Below are 22,075 nucleotides of genomic sequence, written 5' to 3' on the forward strand. Positions count from 1 at the left end.
GAATCTCCTCGTGTCTTCCGTACAGGTTCACGCCGGGACCCCGATCGGTTCGGCGATCACGTCGTCGATCAACCGGGTGCACCACTGCAGCAGCTCCTGGTCGCGGAGCGGCTGACCGGCGACCGGCCGGGTGGCAGGTCTCGGCACCAGGATCGTACGCAGTTGCGGCTTGACCAGACTCTTCGGGTACAGCCTGTTCAGCCGCAGCACCTTCGAATCGGGTAGTTCGACCGGCCCGAACCGGATCAGGTTGCCCTGCAGCGTGACGTCGTGCAGACCGGCCCGGCGGGCGTGGTTGCGGAACTTCGCCACCTCGACCAGGTTCAGCACCGGCTGCGGGATGTCGCCGTACCGGTCGTGCAACTCCTCGACCAGCTCGGCAATGCCGTCCTCGTCGCGGACGGCGGCCAGCCGCTGGTACATCTCCAGCCGCAGCCGCTGCGACGGGATGTAGTCGTGCGGCAGGTGCGCGTCGATCGGCAGCTCGATCTTGACCTCAGGCTCCTCGGCCTGGGTGTCGCCGCGGTACTCCGCGACCGCCTCGCCGACCAGCCGGACGTACAGGTCGAAGCCGACGTCGGCGATGTGCCCGGACTGCTCGCCGCCGAGCAGATTCCCGGCGCCGCGGATCTCCAGGTCCTTCATCGCGACCGCCATGCCGCCGCCCAGATCCGCGTGCTGCGCGATCGTGGCGAGCCGGTCGTGCGCGGTCTCGGTCAGCGGCTTCTCCGGCGGGAAGAAGAAGTACGCGTACGCGCGCTCCCGGCCGCGACCGACCCGGCCGCGGAGCTGGTGCAGCTGGGACAGGCCGAGCAGGTCGGCGCGCTCCACGATCATCGTGTTCGCGTTCGAGATGTCGATGCCGGACTCGACGATCGTCGTACACACGATGACGTCGGACTGCTTCTCCCAGAAGCCCTGGATGACGTTCTCGAGGGTGTGCTCGTTCATCTGGCCGTGCGCGACGCTGACCCGGGCCTCGGGGACCAGCTGGCGGATCCGCGCGGCCGCCTTCTCGATCGTGTTCACCCGGTTGTGGACGACGAAGACCTGGCCCTCACGCAGCAGCTCGCGCCGGATCGCGGCGGTCACCTGGCCCTCCTCGTAGGCGCCGACGAACGTCAGCACCGGGTGCCGCTCCTCCGGCGGCGTGGCGATCGTCGACATCTCGCGGATCCCGGTGATCGACATCTCCAGGGTCCGCGGGATCGGCGTCGCGGACATCGTCAGTACGTCGACCGCAGTCCGCAACCGCTTCAGCTGCTCCTTGTGCTCGACGCCGAACCGCTGCTCCTCGTCGACCACGACCAGTCCGAGGTCCTTGAACGCGACCTCACCACTGAACAGCCGGTGCGTCCCGATCACCACATCGACCGACCCGTCAGCCAGGCCGTCGATGGTGGCCTTGGCCTCCTTGTCGGTCTGGAACCGCGACAGCGGCGCCACGTTCACCGGGAAGGCGGCGTACCGCTCGGCGAAGGTCGCGTAGTGCTGCTGCACGAGCAGCGTCGTCGGCACGAGTACGGCGACCTGCTTGCCGTCCTGCACTGCCTTGAAGGCGGCCCGGACGGCGATCTCCGTCTTGCCGTAGCCGACGTCACCACACACGATCCGGTCCATCGGCATGACACGTTCCATGTCGTGCTTCACGTCGTCGATCGTGGCCAGCTGGTCCGGCGTCTCCACGAAGGGGAACGCGTCCTCCAGCTCGGCCTGCCACGGGGTGTCCTTGGCGAAGGCATGGCCCTTGGTGGCCTGACGGGCGGCATACAGCTTGATCAGCTCGCCGGCGATCTGCCGGACCGCCTTACGGGCGCGGCCCTTGCGCTTGGCCCAGTCCCCGCCGCCCATCTTGTCCAGGCTCGGCTGCTCGCCACCGACGTACCGGGTGACCTGGTCGAGCTGGTCAGTCGGCACGTACAGCCGGTCGCCGGGTTGGCCCCGCTTGCTCGGGGCGAACTCGATCACGACGTATTCGCGGGTGGCCTTCTGTGCCCCCGTGCCGACGGTGCGCTGCATCATCTCGGCGTACCGGCCGACGCCGTGCTGCTCGTGCACGACGTAGTCGCCGGGCTGCAGCTCGAGCGGGTCGACCGCCTTCTTCCGCCGGCTCGGCATCCGTTGCTGGGAACGCCGTTCGGCCGCCGATCGCTGGCCGGCCAGGTCGTTCTCGGTGAGCACCGCGAACTTGATGCCGTCCGCAATGAATCCGTGGTCCAGCTGGCCCTGCGAGATCAGCACCACGCCCGGCTCGGGCACGGAGTCGATCCCGTCGACCGCGCGGGCCGGCAGCTCGGCCTCGGAGAAGACCTCCGCCAGGCGCTGCGCGGGACCGTGGCCCTCGGTGACGCAGACGACCCGCCAGCCGTCCCGCAGCCAGCCGCGGACGTCCTCGACCGCCGCCGCCGTCTCACCGCGGTACGGGTCCACCTCGTGCGCGGCGATCGCGCGGCTCCGGACCGCGCCCGCGTCCGGGTCGATGTCGAACGAGACCCGCGCGCCCATCGAGTCGCGCAACTCCGGCACATCAGTGGGCGCCGCGGTGAACGGCGACATGCTCCACCAGGCCAGGCCCTTGCCCAGGGCGTGCGACCGGACGTCGGCCAGCGACATGTACGCGGCCGCCCCCAGGTCGATCGGCGCCTCGCCACCACCGGCGGCCGCCGCCCACGACGCCTCCAGGAACTCCTGGCTGGTCGCGACCAGGTCGTGTGCCCGGGCCCGGACCCGCTCGGGGTCGCTGACGATGACGTGCGTACCGGCCGGCATGAGGTCGACCAGCAGTTCCATGTCGTCGACGAGCACGGGTGCCAGCGACTCCATGCCCTCGACCGCGTGGCCCTCGGCCAGCTTCTCGAACAGCTCGGCCAGCTCGGGGTGCTCCTTGGCCAGTACGGCGGCCCGCGCGCGGACCTCGTCGGTCAGCAGCAGCTCGCGGCACGGCGGTGCCCACAGCCCGTGCTCGGCGATCTCCAACGAGCGCTGGTCGGCGACCGCGAAGTACCGGATCTCTTCCACGTCGTCGCCGAAGAAGTCGACCCGCAGCGGGTGCTCCTCGGTCGGCGGGAACACGTCGATGATGCCGCCGCGGACCGCGAACTCACCGCGGCGCTCGACCAGATCGACCCGGTGGTACGCCGCTCCGGCCAGTGCCTCGACGACCTCCTCCAACTCGACCGTGTCGCCGACGTGCAACTGCACAGGCTTCAGGTCGGCCAGGCCGGCGACCTGCGGCTGCAGCACCGACCGCACCGGTGCGACCAGGATCTTGATCGGCCCGGTCGTCTCGTCCGACGGATCCGGGTGCGCCAGGCGACGCAGTACGGCGAGACGCCGCCCGACCGTGTCGGAGCGGGGCGAGAGGCGCTCGTGCGGGAGGGTCTCCCAGGCGGGGTAGTAAGCGACCGTGCTGGGCTCGACCATGCACTGCAGCGCCTCGGTCAGCTCCTCGGCTTCACGGAAGGTCGCCGTCACCGCGAGTACCGGGCGACCGGCGCCATTCTGCTCCGACGCGATCGCCGCGAGCAGGACCGGGCGGACCGGGGTCGGGGCGCTCAGGTCGAGGGTCGTGACGCCGTCAGCCTTGGCATCACGAACGGCCTCGGCCACCACCGGATCGGTGATCAGGGTGTCGACGAGACCGCTGAGTTTCACGAGTTGTACTTCCCTTGAGTGGCATCGAGGCCGTCGGTGAGCAGTGATTCCACCGCGTCCGCGGTCCGGTCGACGGCGAACGGAAGGTCCTTGCGTTCGGTCGAGGAGAACTCGTTCAGGACGAAGTCGGCGGGGTTCTGCCGGCCCGGCGGACGACCCACACCGAACCGAACTCGATAGTACTCACCGCTGCCAAGCGATTTCCGCAGTGACTTGAGCCCGTTGTGCCCGTTGTCGCCGCCCCCGAACTTGCACCGCAGTACGCCGAAGTCGATGTCGAGCTCGTCATGGACGACGAGCAGGTTGGCCGGCTCCAGCTTGAAGAACTTCAGTAGCCCGGACACCGGACCGCCGGACTCGTTCATGTAGGACCGGGGCTTGGCCAGCACCGTCCGGATCCCGGAGATCCGGGTCTCGATCACCTCGGCCTTGACCTGTTTGTGCTGCTTCCACTTGTCGCCGGTCCGGGCCGCGAGCTCATCGGCCACCAGGTGGCCGATGTTGTGCCGGGTGCGGGCATAGGAAGGGCCGGGATTCCCCAGTCCGACGACCAACCACACGTCGTCCGCCACGGATCCCGGCCCTCCTGCTGTGTCTGTGTACTGCGGCGCAGACAGACTACTCGGCGGCGGCGGCCACCGGCTCCTCGGCCGGAGCCTGCGGCTCGTCCCGCTCGATGCCGGCCTCGGCCTCGGCGTCGGCCAGCTCGGCCTCGACCTGCTCGGCGGTCTGGGCCTGGGTGATGTTCACGATCAGGGTGTCCGGCTCGATCGCCAGCGTGGTCCCGGTCGGCAGCTTGATGTCGGAGGCGTGGATCTGCGCGCCGACGTCGAGACCCTCGACGGAGACGGCGACGCCGTCCGGAATGTGGGTCGCCTCGGCCTCGACCAGGATGGTCGGGCTCTCCAGCACGACCAGCGTGTCGCTGATGGCCTCGCCCTCGAGGTGAACGGCGATGTCGACCTGGACCTTCTCACCGCGCCGGACCATGACCAGGTCGACGTGCTCGATGAAGCCCTTGATCGGGTCGCGCTGGACCTGCTTCGGCAGCGCGAGGTGGCTCTCGCCGCCCGCGACCTCGATCAGCAGCAGGGCGTTGGCGGTCTTCAGGGCCAGCATGGTGTCGTGACCGGGCAGCGTGATGTGCACCGGGTCACTACCGTGGCCGTACAGGACGGCGGGAACCTTGTTGTCCCGGCGGATTCGGCGGGCAGCACCCTTGCCGAACTCCGTACGCGATTCGGCTTGGATCTTGACCTCGGCCACGAGATGAACTCCTCAAGTGCGTTGCGGCGATCTGTTGACTAGGTGGAACTCGGCTGCGGCCTCAGCGGGCGCTTTGTGACCCCGGAGAAGGCGTCAGGCAACGAACCACCGCGTCGATCACGGAGCCGCGCCCAACAGTTCTCGGGGGGCGTCCCTCGCCGAGGCAACCAAAACAGTCTACCCATCACTGCGCCCAGACGGGAAATCCGATCTCCGGGCGCCGAGCACCCGCTCCGATCGCGCCCCGGTGAAGGCTTTCCACGCCTCTTTCCGGCCCAGTCCGGACCCGTTGCCGCGACGGGATCAGGTGAGCTTGGTCCAGACCTGGCGAAGGGCGCGGGCCGCGTCGCCCTCGAGACCGGCGACGTCCAGGGTCTCGGCCAGCTCGTCGAACTCCGGGCCCCAGCGCCAGGCGACGCTCCTCAGCTGCTCCGGCAAGCCGGGGTCCTTCAAAGATCCCGCGTCCGCACGGATCTGCTGGGCGGTGAGCGCATCCGTGACGCCGTGCTTCTCGGCCAGTTGGAAGGCCAGCACCGCCAGCGCCGCCTTGCCCTTGTTGTAGAGCGCGTACGACGACTTCGCCGCGCTGGCCGCACCCGGCTCGGCGCCGACCACCATCGGGGTGACCGCGGTGCCGGCCCAGAGCTCGGCGGCCTGATCGGCGGCGGCGCCGGACAGCATCAGATGCGTCGGACTCGGCCCACCGGTCGGCGGCGGACCGACCACACCGGCATCCACGAACGTCGCGGCCGGCACCGCCGACTGCGCCTCGCGCAACGACATCGGGGACAGCGGGTTCGCCTCGATGTACAGCCCGGCGAACCCGGCCTGGCCGACCTGCTTGGCGATGTCCACGGCTCCCTGGGGAGCGCACGAACACAGCACCGCCTCAACCACGCCGACCGCGTCGGCGAACGGCGTACCGATCAACCCGGCCTCCTCCGCGCGCGCCACCGAAGCCTCGCTGCGGCCGTCCGGCACCCAGTGCACCTCATGGCCTGCGGCAACCAACTGCGCGGCGAGCTTCGAGCCCATCGCCCCGGGGTGGAACACGGCAATCCGCATGCAACATCCTCTGGAGAGCGGTCAGTGCTCTCCAAGATAGGCCAGTACGGCGCGCACCCGGGCGGCGACTCCACGCGCGTGGAGTCGTACGGAATGGCCGACGAGTAGTACAGCGAGGAGGCGGAGTGCTACGCCTCGTCGTCGAGCGGGCCGAACCGTTGTCACGGCGTCGTACCGGGTGCAGCTTGGAGGAAACAACGGACTCCGGGGAGGGACTCCAATGAGTGAGAATGCAGTGGGGCGCCGCCAGGCGTTGAGGGGCGCGGGCATCGCAGCGGGTGGTGTGGCGATCGCCGGACTGGCGACGGCTACGCCGGCGATGGCGGGAAACGACAACGGGCTGCTCGGCAGCTGGATGTGCGTACGTCAGGACGACGGCACGACCGACAAGATCCGGCTGGTTCTGAGCTTCGCCGCGGGTAGCGTGATCATCGAGCACGACATCAGCCCGGCCGGACCGCCGTTCACCGGCACCTGGTCGCAGAAGGGCAAGTCGTTCCGGGCCACCTTCTGGACCGGGACCGCCGGGGACCAGGGCCCGGATTCGGTCGGCCCGACGATCCGCGTGCAACTGAGGGGCGCGCTGTCACACGGCATGATCTCGGCGAGCTACCGGTTCACCGTGTTCGCGCCGGGGAGTGAGACCCAGGTGGTGGAGTCCGGCACCGGGAAGCTGACGGGACGCCGGATCAGCGCCTGAAGACCGAAAGACCGAGGGAGGGCGTACGGCGCGTGACGTCGTACGCCCGGTGGTCAGGCGCGGCCCTCGAAGAGACTGGTGACCGAGCCGTCCTCGAAGACCTCGCGGATGGCCCGGCTGATCAGCGGCGCGATCGACAGCTCGGTGAGCTTGTCGAACCGGCGGTCCTCCGCGATCGGCAGCGTGTTGGTGACGATCACCTCGCTGGCCTGGCAGTTCTTCAGCCGGTCCACCGCCGGACCCGACAGGATCGCATGGGTCGCGGCGATCACCACGCCCGCGGCGCCCTCGGCGTACAGCGCGTCGGCCGCCTTGGTGATGGTGCCCGCGGTGTCGATCATGTCGTCGACCAGGATGCAGACCCGGCCCTTGACCTCACCGACGACGCGGTTCGCGACCGTCTCGTTCGGGCGCTCGATGTCGCGGGTCTTGTGGATGAAGGCCAGCGGCGCGTTGTTCAGCCGGGCCGACCATTGCTCGGCCACCTTGATCCGGCCGGCGTCCGGCGACACCACGGCCAGCTGCTCGTCGCCGTACTTGTTCCGGACGTACTCGCTCAGGATCGGCATCGCCATCAGGTGGTCCACGGGTCCGTCGAAGAAGCCCTGGATCTGCGAGGTGTGCAGGTCGACGCAGATCAGCCGGTTCGCGCCGGCGGTCTTGAACAGATCGGCCATCAGCCGGGCCGAGATCGGCTCCCGGCCACGGTGCTTCTTGTCCTGCCGCGCGTACCCGTAGAACGGGAGGACGACGGTGATCCGCTTGGCCGACGCCCGCTTCAGCGCGTCGACCATGATCAGCTGCTCCATGATCCACTCGTTGATCGGCGAGGTGTGGCTCTGGATCACGAACGCGTCGCTGCCCCGGACCGACTCCTCGAACCGGACGTAGATCTCACCGTTGGCGAAGTCGTAGGCCTGGGTCGGCACCAGGCCGGCGCCGAGTTGCTCGGCGACCTGCTCTGCCAGGACGGGGTGAGCCCGGCCGGAGAACACCATCAGGTTCTTCTCGGTGGTTCGCTTCATCCCGCTCATGGCCAGCCTCCCGTTACGCCTTCTCGCCAGTGTCGCCCAGTGCGGCCTGATCCGCCGCCTGAGCTTCTTCGGCCGCCTTGGCGGTCTTGGTCCCGGCCCGCTTGCGCGCGACCCAGCCCTTGATGTTGCGCTGCCGCGACCGGGCCACCGCGATCTCACCCGGTCCGACGTCCTCGGTCAGCGCGGTCCCGGCGGCCAGGTAGGCGCCGTCGGCGACCGTCCGCGGCGCGACCAGCACCGAGTTGCTGCCGATGAACGAGTGCTTGCCGATGTGCGTCGGGTGCTTCGCGACCCCGTCGTAGTTGGCGAAGATCGTGCCGGCGCCGATGTTCGCGCCCTCGCCGATCGTCGCGTCCCCGGCGTAGGTCAGGTGCGGGACCTTCGCGCCGTCGCCGATGGTCGTGTTCTTGGTCTCGACGAAGGTGCCGATCTTGCCCTTCACGCCGACCGACGTACCGGGGCGCAGGTAGGCGAACGGGCCAACGGAGGCTTGGGGACCGATCTCGGAGCTGGACCCGTGCGTCCGGATGATGGTCGCGCCCGCACCGACCGCGACGTCGGTGAGCGTGGTGTCCGGGCCGATCGTGGCGCCCTCGTCAACCGTGGTCGCGCCGTGCAGCTGGGTGTTTGGCAGCAGGGTGACGTCGCGGGCGAGCTGGACGGTCCGGTCGACCCAGGTGGTGTTCGGGTCGACGATCGTGACGCCGTCGCGCATCAGCTTGTCGAGGGTCCGGCGGTTCAGTTCGGCGCGGAGCGTGGCCAGCTGGACGCGGTCGTTCACGCCCTCGGTCTGCATCGCGTCGTCGGTGACGTGCGCGCCGACCCGCTTGCCGTCGTTGCGCGCGATCGCGAGGACGTCGGTCAGGTACAGCTCGCCCTGCGCGTTGTCCGTGGTCAACCGGCTCAGGCCGTCCCGCAGCGTGGCCGCGTCGAAGACGTAGATGCCGGCGTTGATCTCGTCGATCTCCCGCTGCTCCGGCGTCGCGTCCTTGTGCTCGACGATCCCGGCGACGGTGCCGTCCGGGCCCGCGATGATCCGCCCGTAGCCGGTCGGGTCCGGCACCCGCGCGGTCAGCACGGTGATCGCGTTGCCGTGCTTGTCGTGCTCGGCGATCAGCTCGTGCAGCGTCTCCGCCTCGAGCAGCGGTACGTCGCCCGACGTGACGATCACCGAGCCGTCGAAGTCGGCCGGTACGACGGTCAGCCCGGCCCGAACCGCGTCACCGGTGCCCCGCTGCTGTTCCTGGACGGCGGTCCTGGCTCCGGGGTCGACAACCTTGAGGTGGGCCTCGACCAGTTCGCGGCCGTTGCCGATCACGACGACCAGGTGTTCGGGGCTCAGTGCCCGGGCGGTGACCACGGCGTGCCCGACGAGACTGCGCCCGCCGATCTCGTGCAACACCTTCGGGATCGCCGATTTCATCCGGGTTCCCAGACCGGCGGCCATGATGACGACCGCCGCGGGACGATGGGAAGTCACGCGGTCTTCTCCTCGAGTTCCCTGCGAGTTTTCTGGAACAAGTATCAGCATGGGCACTCGCTGTGTGTACCGCTTGGGGTGCCCGCGCAAGCCTACTTGCTCAACCGAACGCCCTCGACCAGCTCTCCCCGCCACACCGTGACCGGTCTCACGTTCCCTTCGTGGTGACTCTCCGTGCTGGATCCGCCGGCGTGGTAATCATCTGCGGTGTACATCCGCTACCAGAGCCCGGAACCCGACCACCGTGGCCGGCGGATCGGCATCTTCGGCCTGGTCAACACGCTCGCCCACCGCGGCCTCCTCACCGAGGCCGAGGAAGCCTTCCGCCGCCGGAACAACGACTGGTACGACGCCGCCTACACCAACCCGTCCGACGTCGACCCCTCGATCTACGCCGGCAACCTGCTGGCCGCCGCCTGGTTCAAACCCACCGCCACCCACCTCTTCCCCCGCATCCCCGGCTACCTCGCCATCCTCACCGCCCACAACATCCCCTGCACCCGCCACACCTCCCCCGACCCCGGCCACCTCCTCTACGAAGACGACGTACAAATCGTCGTCATCCCCCACCCCCGTCCGGCCGCAGACTGAGCGCGTGCCGAAACTCAGAGCGCGAGCCGTCAGGTGGGCGTCCGACGAACCCATTCCAGGCTCGAGCTCGTCGTGATGGAAGAGCAACTGGTGCGTGACTGATCGCACCTGAACGACAGGAGTAGAAACGTGGGCCTCACGCTCGGAGCGATCGTGCTGAACACCAAGGACCTCGGCGTCGCCGCGGAGTTCTGGAAGCAGGCCTTGGGGTACGACGCCTCACCCGACAACCCCGACTTCCTCGTCCCGACGGCCGGACCCGCCACCCGCCTCCACCTCGACGAAACCGACCGCACCCACCTGGATCTGTGGGTCGACCGCACCACCTCGACCCTCGAATCCGAGGTGGACCGCCTGATCGGGTTGGGCGCCACACGCGTCGAAGACTGGACCTACCCACCGGGCGCGGACTTCGTCGTACTGGCCGCTCCCGACGGCACCATCTTCTGCGTCATCAACTGAAACCCCAGCCCCGCACTGCGTTGTCGGCGGCGGCTGACATGCTCGCCGCATGGGTGATGGGGCGCTGGTCGACGTCGGCGAGGTCACGCTGTTCGTGCGAGAGCTCGGGGAGCGGTCCGACAAGCCGTCGTTGGTCGTACTGCACGGCGGCCCGGACGTCGGCCACGGCTATCTGGTCCCCGGATTCGAGCCACTCGCCCGCGACCACCACATCGTCCTCTTCGACTTCCGCGGCTGCGGCCGCAGCACCCGGGGTCTCCCCGCGGACGCTCTTCAGCCGGAGTACGTCGTACACGACACGGACCTGTTGATCGACAAGCTCGGCCTCGGCCAGGTAGACCTGCTCGGCTTCTCCACCGGCGGCCGAGCGGCAATGCAGTTCGTGGACAAGCATCCAGACCAAGTACGACGCCTCGTCCTCGCGTCCACCTCGGCCTATGGCAGCGCTGACAATGCGGAGTATCTGGCCAACTGGGACGAGTATCAGCGGCGCCGCCGGGCCGAGGACGCCGCCGACGGAACACTGCGGAACTCGACGATCTTCGTCTGGGACCTCGACCTGGCGCCGGCCTACCTGGCGTTACTGGAAAGCCTCGGCCCAGACCTCGGCGACTGGAGCGAGGAACGAGCCATCAACGGCCTCATGCACCCCTGGTGCCCCGGCAACCCCGAACAAATCCTCCGCACCTTCGACAAACCCATCCTCATCCTCCACGGCGAAAAGGACATGGGCTTCCCCCTCCAACTAGCCCACCGCCTCCACAAAGCCCTCCCCACGAGCCACCTCGTCGTCATCCCCGAAACCGCCCACATGTGCCACTTCGAGAACCCAGAAGCCTGGTCCAACCACATCCGCCAGTTCCTCGACTGAGTGCGGTGCCCGGTTGTCGAGAGGAATGATCAGGACCTGTGGGTCGGCGTGTCTCACGCGGCGTGCTGAGCACCTCCTTGGGTTGTTGCAACCCCGCCCTGCCCCTGCTCGGGGTGAGTCAGTAGGCGGCGTCCAGCCGGGCCCGCTCCTCGGCCGTGAGTTCGGTGCCCGCCCCCGCCCACGCTTGTTCGATCTGCTCCGACCGGCTGCTGCCGACGATCGGCATCAGTTGCGGATCACCACCGGCCAGCCAGGCCAGAACGATCTGACCTCGGGACATTCCCCGCTCCTTCGCAACCTCGTCCAGCGCCGCGATCCGCCGGGTGTTGCCCGGGTGCTCGTACTCGCTGGACAGTGTCCAGTCGTCGCGGTCGTAGGCGCCGAGCAGCAAGGACGTATAGACCCAGCCCGTCAGGTCGTCGTTGCGGCGGAGTAGGTCCAGACCGTCCGCAGACAGCATGCCGAGCGGGATCGGCTGCCCTTCGACCGGGGCGCCCGGCGCTGGCTGCAGATAGGAGTAGCGCTGCTGATAGGCCGTCGGCATCGCCAGTCCGGCCTGGCCGGCCAGTAGCCGCGCTTCGGCCACGCGCCAGGACGGGTGGTTCGACAGGCCGTAGGCCCCGAGTTGGCCGTCGGCGACCAGTTGGCCGAACGTTCCGATCAGGTCAGCCAGCGGCACGTTGCGGTCCTCCACATGCGCCCAGTACAGGTCGACCTGGTCTCTGCCCAGCCGTTGCAGGCTTTCGGCCAACGAGCGACGCACAGTCGGTTCTGTCAGCCCTTCCAGGTGGTCAGGGAAGCCGCCGGGGTGAGTCGGCTGGGCTCCCACCTTGGTGCTGATCTTGACCGGCACGCCCGGGTTGGCGCGTAGCCAGCGGCCGATCACGGCCTCACTCTGGCCGCCGAAGCCGGACTGGTCCTCCCAGAACGAGTAGTTGTTCGAAGTGTCGATCCACCGGCCACCCAGTTCGACATAGCGGTCCAGCACAGCGAAGCTGTCCCGATCGTCCAGCCGGGTGCCCAGGTACATCGTGCCGAGGACGACCCGATCTGCAGTGACTTTGGTGTTCATGACGCCACTCTCGCTGCTGGAGCGCGCTCCAGGTCAAGTCCGAGCAACGAGGTCAGCTGCCGTGATGCTGAGCTGTGATCTGGACGCGCTGCGGTGCGGGTCGTTCGCTCGATCGTCCGCACACAGCCAGCTCCGCTGACCGAGGTCTGTCTCGACTCGCGCTCGCCGTACCAGGACCATCCGTCTTTCCCTTTCAAGGCGGCAGCGGGCGCGTACCCCCGGCGTGCCCCCGATAGCTAGCGCCGCGTCAAGCAAGGTTGGGGCGGCAATCCGGACCGACCACCACCCCGAAGCCCGTCCCGGCGGCCAGGTGCGGGGTTCACCCCTGATCTTGTCCCTTCACCCCGGGTATGCGGTGGGTAGAAGGGTGCAGCTGCGAGGTTCTCCCCCGAAATTGCCCGGGCGGAAGGCGAGTGCGGTAACGACCTCGACGTTTCCTGGCGAGGGACTAGCGCACAGGTTGTCCGGCGCACCGAATGCTCTTGTCGATTTCGGCGAGTGGTGCGCGTCGTCGTGATGACAGACCCGTTCAACCCGAGGAAGGAACCGATGACAAGGTTCTTGATCCTGATGGCCGAAGCGGACCACTTCGCCCGCTGGGACGCCGCCGACGACGCAACACAAGTACAGGTCTTCGCCGACCTCCGAGCCTTCACGGCAGCGGTCCGTACCCGCGGCCGTTTCCTCAGCGGTGAAGCCCTCGTCCACCCGAAAGACGCCCGGACGCTACGCCCCGACGGCCAGGGCCGCCGCCTGACCGAGGGCCCGTACGCCGAAACCGTCGAACAACTCGGCGGCTTCTACCTCGTGGGCCTGCCGGACCTGACCAGCGCTACCGAAGTCGCGTCCCTGCTCCCCCTCGACTACACCATCGAGATCCGCGAGTGCCTCGACGTCGGAGTACCAGACGAGTGACCCACGCGAAGACGCCAGCTTGATACCGAAGGACGAATGGCGAAGGACGACCAAGCAAACGCTGCCACCAACCGTGAGGAGACCTTCGCGCTGCGGGCAGCCGGCGAAACCCATCGGTGCCGAGCAGAGTTGGCGTGCTCAGAAGCGCATCGTTTTTCCGATCGGGTCCAGCTCGAACGTCAGCAGGCCCTGCTGAACAACGGGCAGTCCGTTCACGATCTCGGAGCCTTCGTCCGCGGAGTCGACCTCCATGAACACCACGATGCCAGGCACGTCACCGATCTTGAACGCATACTCGGTGACGACGCGGTGGCGCACCAGGTCCCAGGCCTGCGTCGAGACGGTGTTCTCGTCGAAGAACCGGGTGAGCTGCCCTGGCGTCACACCTTCTCCGATACGTGAATTCGCCATCAAGAGCATGCTTCCCCCTCAAGTTTCGCCGCAGGGATGCCTAGGACAGGCCGCTCGCCCGGGCGTGACTCATCGCATCGTCGCACCTGATCCGAGGCCGCACCAACGGATCGGGTCCGCGTTCACCCAAACTTCACCGCGGGTGCGACTCAGGCCGTCGGGGCCCCGCTCAGGCATAGTCGGTTTGGAAGGTCGGCCGATTCCGAGCTCCGCTTGGCCCCGAGCCTGAATCGGTGCCGACCGAGTGACCGCTCCTGATCCCGCGCAATCGCGGGACGCGCAGGCGTCCCAATCGGCCCTGGCGAAAATCCCGTAGCCCGAGCGAGACGGGGTTGCTAGGTTCCCGCGCGTGATCGTTCGAAGTAACGACGACCTCATCGATGCAGCCGCGACCGTGCTGCATCCTCACCATGTCCAGACCGTTTGTCAGCAAATGCGTTAGCAGGGAGAGGATGGTCGGCATGGCGGAGTGGACTGTGCGGGACTACGCCCCAGGAGACGAGACGCCATGGCTGCGGTGCCGCGTCCTGGCTTTTCTCGACACGACCTATTACGACGATGTCGCGACGATCAAGCCGAGGCGCGAAGCTGGTCTTGAGCTGGTGGCTGCCTTCGGTGATCAAGTTGTCGGGATACTGGACGCGAGTGTCACAGGTAGCGAATCGACCATCGAGACGATTGCGGTTCACCCTGACTACCGTCGGCTTGGTATTGCCCAGCGGCTGCTCAACGAGATCTGCGACCGGCTGCAAAGGCGAGGAGCTACGCAGGTCGATGCGTGGACCCGGGACGACGAGGGAACGCTGGCCTGGTACCGGTCACAGGGTTTCGAACAAAAGATGCGTTACCTGCACGTGTACGCGTCCGATCCGGACGAAGCTGTTTCGGCCTTCGGTTCGCAGCTGGACCTCATGCCCCGCGCCGGCTTCTTCCACGCCTGGCTTGACCACGAGGATGCCCTGCGCAATCGATTCAGCCGTGTGTACTCCTGCCGACAGTTCGTGAAGGCGCTAGGGGACTAACACTGGAAGAGGGGTCGATCCGTGCCTTGCCTTCACGGTCACACCCGGCCGCACGGCGGCTACGCGTCGCACTGTTCACGCACGTGATTCGGAAGCACGCGGACGGCGTCGCGGCCACCTTCGCCGCTGCGGTTGATGGAACTACTCCGGCGGTCACTGCTGAGTCTGACGATGCCCCTGCCTCAGTCGCTTGTTGGCAAGTCCGTTGGCAAAACGGCCCATGCATGGCAGAACCCCTGGGTCAGAAGCGCTCTGACCTAGGGGTTCTTGTTGCTCCCCCGCCAGGTTTCGATCCTGGTCTTCGAGATTCAAAGTCTCGCGGGCTGCCGATTACCCCACGGGGGATCGTGGTTGCCGGGATAGTTTGCCATGGAGTGGGGCGAGCGACACGCTGAGGGGTTCCTTACCTACGGGTCCGTAGGTTACGGTAGCGTAGGTAAGCCGTCCTCCACCTGAGGGATCACCAAAGATGACTCCACCCGCCGTAGCCGCACCGGAGGCGCCCACCAGCGCCCAGCAGGCCGACGATTTCGATGTCGACACCGGAACGCTCGGGGGTGAGCAGAAGCGTCCATGGGAGCAAGTCGCACTGGCGTTGTTCATCGGCATCCCGTTCCTCGCCGTACTGGCGGCCGTGCCGATCGCGTGGGGCGGCTTCCTCGGCTGGCGCGACATCGTGCTCGCGGTGGTGTTCTACACGATCGCGGGGCACGGCATCTCGATCGGATTCCACCGGCTGTTCACGCACAAGTCGTTCAAGCCGAACCGCCCGCTGAAGTACGTGCTCGCCATCGCCGGCTCGCTCGCGATCGAGGGCCCGGTGATCCGCTGGGTGGCGGACCACCGCAAGCACCACAAGTTCTCCGACCGCGACGGCGACCCGCACAGCCCGTGGAAGTACGGCAACACGGTGAGCGCGCTGACCAAGGGATTCGTGCACGCCCACGTCGGCTGGCTGTTCGACACCGAGCAGACTCCGCAGCGGCAGTACGCGCCGGATCTGCTGAAGGACAAGGACATCGTCAAGGTGTCGCGGATGTTCCCGCTGATGGTGACGATCTCGCTGCTCGCGCCGGCCGTCATCGGCGGACTGTGGTCCTGGTCGATCGAGGGCGCGCTGACCGCGTTCTTCTGGGCCAGCCTGGTCCGGATCGCCCTGCTGCACCACGTCACCTGGTCGATCAACTCGATCTGCCACACCATCGGCGACCGGCCGTTCAAGAGCCGGGACAAGTCCGGCAACGTGTGGTGGCTGGCGATCCTGAGTCAGGGCGAGTCGTGGCACAACCTGCACCACTCGGATCCGACCTGCGCGCGGCACGGCGTACTCAAGGGCCAGCTCGACACATCCGCCCGCTGCATCTGGTTCTTCGAGAAGATGGGCTGGGTCAGCGACGTCCGCTGGCCGGTGCGGGAGCGCCTGGAAGCCCGCCGCGTCGAGACCAGCACGAAGCCCCTGAAAGCGGCGGCCTGAGGCACCACCGGCGGTAAATCAACCACTGGCAACACCGAAGTACGGCATGATGCTGACGTGATCTCGACGTGACGGAACCCAAACCGCGGCGGTCCGGCCGAGTCCGGATGACCAGTGCCGAACGTCGCGAGCAACTCATCACCATCGCCCGCGGCCTGTTCGCGCAGAGGGGGTACGAGGCGACCTCGGTCGAGGAGATCGCGGCCCGCGCCGAGGTCTCCAAGCCGGTCGTCTACGAACACTTCGGCGGCAAGGAAGGCCTGTACGCCGTTGTCGTGGACCGCGAGGTCCGTGCCCTGCTCGACGGTGTCACCGGTGCGCTGACCGCCGGCCGTGCGCACGAGCTGGTCGAGCAGGCGGCGCTCGCGTTGCTGGACTACATCGAGAACAACTCCGACGGCTTCCGGATCCTGGTCCGCGACTCGCCGGTCGGGTCGTCCAGCGGCTCGTTCATCTCGATCCTGAGCGACGTCGGCACCCGGGTCGAGCACATCCTGGCCGAGGAGTTCAAGCGCCGCGGCCTGGACCCGAAGAACGCGCCGATGTACGCCCAGATGCTGGTCGGCATGGTCGCGCTCACCGGCCAGTGGTGGCTGGACGCCCGCAAGCCGAAGAAGCCCGACGTCGCCGCTCACCTAGTCAACCTCGCCTGGAACGGCCTCTCCGGCCTGGAAGCCAAACCGACGCTGTCGACCCGCCCCCACAAGTAACCTCGGACACCCTCTCGTGGCTCCGGACACGGCATAGCCTGTCCGCAGTCGCCGTCGCGTGTCCGCGGTGGGGCGACCGCGGTCGTACGGCGACATCCGCCCGTGGCATGACCTCTCACCTGGCTGATCGCCGTACCCTGGCCCGCATGACGGGGATCCTGACCGCGCGGCCCGTGCCTGCCCGCAGCAAGGCGTTCGACCTGCTGCTCGCCGGCGGGTTGAGCATGACCTTCGGCTTCCTGGCCATCGCCCAGACCGGGCTCGGCGGCGTCCTCGCGTTCGGCATGCTCGTCCCGCTGATCTGGCGCCGGACTCACCCCGAGCTCGTCTTCTTCGGCGTCTCTGCGGTCGCCGTGCTGCAGTGGCTGGCCGGCATCCACCTGATGGCCGGCAACATCGGCCTGCTGGTCGCGCTGTACGCCATCGCCGTGTACGGCGACCACCGGTTCAGCCGGATCGCCCTCGTCGTCGGCGGGCTCGGCGTCCTGATGGCGACGTCGCGCTACTACAACGGCGGCGACTGGAAGCAGCAGATCACGATGATGGGCGCCCTCGGCGCCGTCGTCTTCGGCGTCTGGGCGATCGGCGAACGCCGCCGCACCAGAGGCCTGTACGTCGCCCAGCTCGAGGAGCGGGCCGCTCAGTTGGAGCGTGACCGCGACCGGGAGGCAAAGCTGGCCGTGAGCAACGAGCGGACCCGGATCGCCCGCGAGATCCACGACGTGGTCGCGCACGGCCTGTCGATCATGATCGTCCAGGCCGACGGCGGTCTGTACGCCGCGGACCAGTCACCGGAGCAGGCGAAGAAGGCGCTCGCCACGATCGGCGACACCGGCCGTGCCTCGCTGACCGAGATGCGCAAGATGCTCGGTCTGCTCAAGCAGGACGAACAACCAGAGCTCGACCCGAACCAGCCGCGCCCGCAGCCCGGTGTCTCGAGCCTGCCCGAGCTGATCGACAACGTCCGCGACGCCGGGCTGACCGTCGACTACCAGGTGACCGGCGAGCCGCGCGATCTGCCCGCGCTGCTCGGACTGACGGCGTACCGGATCGTGCAGGAGGGTCTGACCAACACGCTGCGCCGGGCCGGGCGCGCGCACCTGCGTGAAGCTGGACTTCGGCCGCGAGATACTGACCGTGGTGGTCACCGACGACGGCCGGGGCGCCGGGGTCGCGCCGAGTTCGGATCCGGGTCACGGCCTGGTCGGGATGCGGCAGCGCGCCTCGATCTCGGGCGGTACGGTGAGCGCCGGACCGAAGGCGGGCGGCGGTTACGAGGTGATCGCCAAGCTCCCGTACCACCTGCCGACTGGAGGCGAACAGTGAGTGAAACCGACGCGATCAGGGTCTTCCTGGTGGACGACCAGGAACTGGTCAGAGCCGGATTCACCATGCTCGTGGACTCACAGGCGGACATGCGGGTGGTCGGCCAGGCCGGCGACGGCGGCGAGGCGGTCGAGAAGATCCAGGTGACCGGGTGCGACGTCGTCCTGATGGACGTCCGGATGCCCCGCCTGGACGGAGTGGAAGCCACCCGCCGGCTACAGTCGTTGCCGCAGGCACCGAAAGTGATCGTGCTGACGACCTTCGACCTGGACGAGTACGCGTTCGCCGCGATCAAGGCCGGCGCGGCCGGCTTCCTGCTCAAGAACACCCCGCCGGCCGACCTGCTGTCGGCGATCCGGCAGGTGCACTCCGGTGACGCGGTGGTCTCCCCCAGTACGACGAAGCGCCTGCTGGAGCATTTCGCCGGCGCACTGCCCGACACCGAGGCCGAGCGCCCCGATCTGGCCGACCTGACCGCCCGCGAACGCGAGGTCCTGGTCGAGGTCGCCCGCGGCCTGTCGAACACCGAGATCGCCCGGCTCTTCACGTTGTCCGAGGCAACGGTCAAGACCCACATCGGCCGGATCCTGGCCAAGACCGGCCTGCGCGACCGGGTCGCCCTGGTGGTCCTCGGCTACGAAACGGGACTGGTGCGACCCAACAAGTAATACCCAGGTACTACGCCAACTGCAGTCTGCGGTCCGACGAGATCATCGGCCGGGATCACTAACTTCTTGGACAACAACGAATCCAAGGAGTGACATGAGCTTGCAGACCGGGGAGCTTGCGGTCGGGCGGTTGCCGCAGGACGGGACGCCGCGGACCGCGATCCGGGCGCACGAGTTGCGCAAGGTGTACGGACAGGGCGACACCGCGGTCGCCGCGCTCGACGGGGTGTCGGTCGACTTCGGTGTCGGCCAGTTCACCGCGATCATGGGGCCGTCGGGCTCGGGCAAGTCGACGCTGATGCACTGCCTGGCCGGGCTGGACACCCCGACCGACGGTCAGGTGCTGCTCGGCGAGACCGAGCTGACCCGGCTCCCGGACGCCGAGCTGACCAGGATCCGCAGGGATCGGGTCGGCTTCGTGTTCCAGTCGTTCAACCTGCTCCCGATGCTGTCCGCGAACGACAACATCCTGCTCCCGCTCGAGCTCGGCAACCGCAAACCCGACCAGCAGTGGCTGAGCACGCTGATCGACGTACTCGGGCTGGGCGACCGGCTCACGCACCGGCCGGGCGAGCTGTCCGGCGGTCAGCAGCAGCGGGTCGCGGTCGCGCGCGCCCTGGCCGGCCGGCCAGAGGTCGTCTTCGCCGACGAGCCGACCGGCAACCTGGACTCGCGGTCCGGCGCCGAGGTGCTGGGATTCCTGCGCCGGTCGGTCCGGGAGTTCGGTCAGACGGTGGTCATGGTGACCCACGATCCGCTGGCCGCGTCGTACGCCGACCGCGTCGTGATGCTTGCCGACGGCAAGCTGGCCGGTGAACTGACCGACCCGACTCCGGAGACCGTGCTCGACGCGCTGCGGCAGCTGGGGGCCTGAAGTGCGACGCTCCATCCTCTCCTCGCTGCGTGCCCACCTGGGCCGCCTGATCGCCGCCTGCCTGGCGATCGTCCTCGGTGTCGGCTTCGGCACCCTGGCGATGACCGCGCACGCGTCCGCGTCGCACGGCATCGACGAGACGATCGGCGCGCAGTACCACGGCGTCGACGCGGTGGTCTCGCCGGAGAACGAGGCCATCACCGCCGCGGACATCGCCAAGGTGCAGAAGCTCCCGCAGGCCGTCTCGGTCGTCACGCTGACGACCGCCTACCTGAACGCGTCGTTCCCCGGTCTGGTCCGGCCGATCGGTCTGCCGGTCGACGCGCTCCACGACACCACCCACATCGCCGGCCCCGGTACGTCGTCCGGACGATTGCCGAACGCAACGAATGAGATCGCGCTGCCGGCCAAGCTGGCGGCGAAGCACAACGTCGCGATCGGTCAGACGCTCCGGCTCAGCTCGTACGACAAGGCGTGGAACGTGACCGTTGTCGGCCTGCTGGACGACTCGACGTCGGTCGGTCGGGGGTCCGCCGTGGCCACCGCGGCCGCGCTGAAGATCTTCGAGCCGGACGCCGCCGTCCGAGCGATCGGGATCGCGGCCAAGCCGGGCGTGACCCAGCAGCAGCTCGCCGCCGCGGCCCAGGCTGTCGTCGCCAAGGGCCTGCTGGCCTACACCGGTGAGGCCTGGATCCAGCACGAGGTGAAGGGCTACACGCACGGCATCGACGTCCTCGGCGGCGTGTTCGGCATGTTCGCCGTGATCGCGCTGTTCGTCGCCTGCCTGGTGATCGGCAACACCTTCACGATCGTGATCGCCCAGCGCACTCGCGAGATGGCGTTGCTGCGTTGCGTCGGCGCGTCCCGCCGGCAGGTGTTCTCCTCCGTACTCGCGGAGGCGTCGGTGGTCGGCGTGATCGCGTCGGCGATCGGTGTGGTCTTCGGCGTCGCGCTGTCCGCGCTGGCGCTGGCGCTGTCCCGCGAGTTCGACTGGGGAATCCCGCCGGTCCCGCTGCACCTCGACCTGTGGTCGGTGTTCCTGCCGCTGCTGCTCGGGACCGTGGCCACCATCGCGGCGGCCGTCGTACCGGCTCGCCGGGCGACCAAGGTCGCGCCGCTGGCCGCGCTTCGGCCCGAGGCTGCTCCGGCGGCCGCGTCCAAGGCCGGCGTACTGCGACTGATCCTCGGCTTCCTGCTCCTCGCCGGCGGCGGACTGCTGCTGGCGGCCGGAGCGTCGAGCCATCAGGTGCTGATCGGGGTCGCCGGCGGTGTGGTGTCGTTCCTCGGCATCCTGGCGATCGGGTCGCTGCTGGTGCCCGCGCTGATCCGGCTGATCGGCACGCTCCCGGCCCGGAGCGGTGGAGTCCCGGCCAGGATCGCCGTTGCGAACGCCATCCGCAATCCGAAGCGTACGGCGGCCACCACGTCGGCACTCCTGATCGGGGTAACGCTGATCAGCCTCACCTGTGTCGGGATCGCCTCGGTACGGAAGACGTTCGACGTGTCGATGGACGGGCAGTATCCGGTCGACCTGATGGTGACGACGTACAACGAGAAGATGCCGGCCGGCGCCGAGCAGCAACTGCGCGACATCAAGGGCATCACGCAGGTCGTCCCGGTCCATCAGGTGAATGTGAAGGCCGGTGGTCAGGAGCTGCCGGTGACCGGCATCGACCAGGCCGCGGCCGGTCGCGTCATCCACAACCCGGCGATCTCCGACCAACTGAAGCCGGGTACGGCGTTGATCGACTACAGCACCCTGCACATGCTGGGCCTCGATGACGGCGCTCCGCTGACCATCGTGTCGGGTCAGCACAAGCTGACGGTGACGGCTCGAGGCGCGACCGGGCTCGATCCGATCACCGTCACCTCCACCGATCTCGCGAAGCTCTCGTCGAGCGCCTCGGTGACCGGGTTCTGGCTGGCATCGGATCCGAAGGCGGACGGCTCGCAGGTGATCGACTCCGTGCAACAGTCGATCCCCTCGGTCAAGGAACTGTCGGTCGGCGGCGGCCTGGCCGAACGGACCAGCTACACGAAGATCTTCGACGTGCTGTTGATCGTCGGCGTCGGTCTGCTCGCAGTCTCGGTGCTGATCGCGCTGGTCGGTGTGGGCAACACGCTCAGCCTGTCTGTCCTGGAGCGAACGCGGGAGAACGCACTGCTCCGCGCCATGGGGCTGACCAGACGCCAGCTGCGCGGCATGCTCGCAGTCGAATCGTTGCTGATGGCACTGGTCGCGGCCGGGCTCGGGATCGCGCTCGGCCTGATCTACGGCTGGACCGGGACGAGCGCACTGATGGGTGGCCAGACGGTCGACGGCGGCGTCGAGTACGCCGTACCCGGGACGCTTCTCGTGGTGATCGCAGCGGTCGCCGCGGTCGCGGGCCTGCTCGCCTCGGTGCTCCCGGCCCGGCGCGCCGCCAAGGTCGCCCCAGCCGGAGCCCTGGCCACCGAGTAGCCACCCGCCACGTCAGCAC

Annotated in this window: 19 protein-coding genes, 1 tRNA gene and 1 pseudogene; 12 read left to right on the top strand and 9 right to left on the bottom strand. The window is 68.2% G+C overall.

The genetic code is table 11. The annotated features are described in order from the left end of the window. Positions 1 to 27 precede the first annotated feature (27 nt). From mfd to OG555_RS04820, 4 genes are all read right to left on the bottom strand, one after another. On the bottom strand, positions 28 to 3,654 hold the full coding sequence (gene mfd / locus OG555_RS04805) for a transcription-repair coupling factor (RefSeq protein ID WP_329481461.1): 3,627 nt from the start codon (positions 3,652 to 3,654) through the stop codon (positions 28 to 30). Further along, the gene (gene pth, locus OG555_RS04810; protein WP_329481462.1) at positions 3,651 to 4,226 is read right to left on the bottom strand and encodes an aminoacyl-tRNA hydrolase; all 576 of its coding nucleotides are present in this window, start codon (positions 4,224 to 4,226) and stop codon (positions 3,651 to 3,653) included. Before pth ends, mfd begins: the two co-directional genes overlap by 4 nt. A gap of 46 nt (positions 4,227 to 4,272) precedes the next feature. After that, a complete protein-coding gene (locus OG555_RS04815; protein WP_329481463.1) occupies positions 4,273 to 4,920 on the bottom strand; it encodes a 50S ribosomal protein L25/general stress protein Ctc in 648 nt (215 codons plus the stop codon). Between the two features lie 303 nt (positions 4,921 to 5,223). Further along, a complete protein-coding gene (locus tag OG555_RS04820) occupies positions 5,224 to 5,985 on the bottom strand; it encodes a DUF1932 domain-containing protein (protein ID WP_329481464.1) in 762 nt (253 codons plus the stop codon). Positions 5,986 to 6,205: 220 nt separating this feature from the next. Here OG555_RS04820 and OG555_RS04825 point away from each other — a divergent pair, with 220 nt between their 5' ends. Further along, on the top strand, positions 6,206 to 6,685 hold the full coding sequence (locus OG555_RS04825; RefSeq protein ID WP_329481465.1) for a hypothetical protein: 480 nt from the start codon (positions 6,206 to 6,208) through the stop codon (positions 6,683 to 6,685). Positions 6,686 to 6,738: 53 nt separating this feature from the next. Here the strand turns inward: OG555_RS04825 and OG555_RS04830 are convergent, their stop codons facing one another. Both OG555_RS04830 and glmU read right to left on the bottom strand, forming a co-directional pair. Then, positions 6,739 to 7,719: a ribose-phosphate diphosphokinase gene (locus tag OG555_RS04830; protein WP_329481466.1), complete on the bottom strand. Its 981-nt coding sequence runs from the start codon at positions 7,717 to 7,719 to the stop codon at positions 6,739 to 6,741. Between the two features lie 13 nt (positions 7,720 to 7,732). Beyond that, positions 7,733 to 9,199: a bifunctional UDP-N-acetylglucosamine diphosphorylase/glucosamine-1-phosphate N-acetyltransferase GlmU gene (gene glmU / locus OG555_RS04835; RefSeq protein ID WP_329481467.1), complete on the bottom strand. Its 1,467-nt coding sequence runs from the start codon at positions 9,197 to 9,199 to the stop codon at positions 7,733 to 7,735. A 207-nt stretch (positions 9,200 to 9,406) separates the two neighbouring features. Here glmU and OG555_RS04840 point away from each other — a divergent pair, with 207 nt between their 5' ends. From OG555_RS04840 to OG555_RS04850, 3 genes are all read left to right on the top strand, one after another. Beyond that, positions 9,407 to 9,790 (top strand): hypothetical protein, encoded by a 384-nt coding sequence (locus OG555_RS04840; protein WP_329481468.1) that lies wholly within the window; start codon positions 9,407 to 9,409, stop codon positions 9,788 to 9,790. Between the two features lie 129 nt (positions 9,791 to 9,919). Beyond that, positions 9,920 to 10,252 (top strand): VOC family protein, encoded by a 333-nt coding sequence (locus tag OG555_RS04845; RefSeq protein ID WP_329481469.1) that lies wholly within the window; start codon positions 9,920 to 9,922, stop codon positions 10,250 to 10,252. A 49-nt stretch (positions 10,253 to 10,301) separates the two neighbouring features. Beyond that, positions 10,302 to 11,123, top strand: a complete 822-nt coding sequence (locus OG555_RS04850) for an alpha/beta fold hydrolase (RefSeq protein WP_329481470.1) — start codon at positions 10,302 to 10,304, stop codon at positions 11,121 to 11,123. 118 nt (positions 11,124 to 11,241) lie between these two features. On the opposite strand, the gene OG555_RS04855 is transcribed toward OG555_RS04850, so the two are convergent. After that, positions 11,242 to 12,195, bottom strand: a complete 954-nt coding sequence (locus OG555_RS04855; protein ID WP_329481471.1) for an aldo/keto reductase — start codon at positions 12,193 to 12,195, stop codon at positions 11,242 to 11,244. 549 nt (positions 12,196 to 12,744) lie between these two features. Here OG555_RS04855 and OG555_RS04860 point away from each other — a divergent pair. Further along, on the top strand, positions 12,745 to 13,110 hold the full coding sequence (locus OG555_RS04860) for a YciI family protein (RefSeq protein ID WP_329481472.1): 366 nt from the start codon (positions 12,745 to 12,747) through the stop codon (positions 13,108 to 13,110). Between the two features lie 138 nt (positions 13,111 to 13,248). On the opposite strand, the gene OG555_RS04865 is transcribed toward OG555_RS04860, so the two are convergent. Continuing rightward, positions 13,249 to 13,521, bottom strand: coding sequence for a hypothetical protein (locus tag OG555_RS04865; RefSeq protein WP_329481473.1), 273 nt, complete (start codon positions 13,519 to 13,521; stop codon positions 13,249 to 13,251). A gap of 461 nt (positions 13,522 to 13,982) precedes the next feature. Between OG555_RS04865 and OG555_RS04870 the strand changes: the two genes are divergently transcribed. Continuing rightward, on the top strand, positions 13,983 to 14,543 hold the full coding sequence (locus tag OG555_RS04870; protein WP_329481474.1) for a GNAT family N-acetyltransferase: 561 nt from the start codon (positions 13,983 to 13,985) through the stop codon (positions 14,541 to 14,543). Between the two features lie 273 nt (positions 14,544 to 14,816). On the opposite strand, the gene OG555_RS04875 is transcribed toward OG555_RS04870, so the two are convergent. Next, positions 14,817 to 14,888, bottom strand: a tRNA-Gln gene (locus OG555_RS04875). Positions 14,889 to 15,012: 124 nt separating this feature from the next. Here OG555_RS04875 and OG555_RS04880 point away from each other — a divergent pair. From OG555_RS04880 to OG555_RS04905, 6 genes and pseudogenes are all read left to right on the top strand, one after another. After that, positions 15,013 to 16,017 carry an acyl-CoA desaturase gene (locus OG555_RS04880; RefSeq protein ID WP_329481475.1) on the top strand — a complete coding sequence of 335 codons (1,005 nt, stop codon included), beginning with the start codon at positions 15,013 to 15,015 and terminating at the stop codon, positions 16,015 to 16,017. 107 nt (positions 16,018 to 16,124) lie between these two features. Beyond that, positions 16,125 to 16,727, top strand: a complete 603-nt coding sequence (locus OG555_RS04885) for a TetR/AcrR family transcriptional regulator (RefSeq protein ID WP_328526627.1) — start codon at positions 16,125 to 16,127, stop codon at positions 16,725 to 16,727. A gap of 224 nt (positions 16,728 to 16,951) precedes the next feature. Next, positions 16,952 to 17,554 (top strand): annotated as a pseudogene (locus tag OG555_RS42725) (sensor histidine kinase); the annotation flags it as partial. A 564-nt stretch (positions 17,555 to 18,118) separates the two neighbouring features. After that, a complete protein-coding gene (locus OG555_RS04895; protein ID WP_329484768.1) occupies positions 18,119 to 18,721 on the top strand; it encodes a response regulator transcription factor in 603 nt (200 codons plus the stop codon). Positions 18,722 to 18,815: 94 nt separating this feature from the next. Next, complete coding sequence (locus OG555_RS04900; RefSeq protein ID WP_329481476.1) at positions 18,816 to 19,595, top strand: ABC transporter ATP-binding protein; 780 nt, start codon at positions 18,816 to 18,818, stop codon at positions 19,593 to 19,595. 1 nt (position 19,596) lies between these two features. Further along, positions 19,597 to 22,056 carry an ABC transporter permease gene (locus OG555_RS04905; RefSeq protein ID WP_329481477.1) on the top strand — a complete coding sequence of 820 codons (2,460 nt, stop codon included), beginning with the start codon at positions 19,597 to 19,599 and terminating at the stop codon, positions 22,054 to 22,056. Positions 22,057 to 22,075: the final 19 nt, after the last annotated feature.

Source organism: Kribbella sp. NBC_01484, assembly GCF_036227145.1.
Classification (GTDB): Bacteria; Actinomycetota; Actinomycetes; order Propionibacteriales; family Kribbellaceae; genus Kribbella.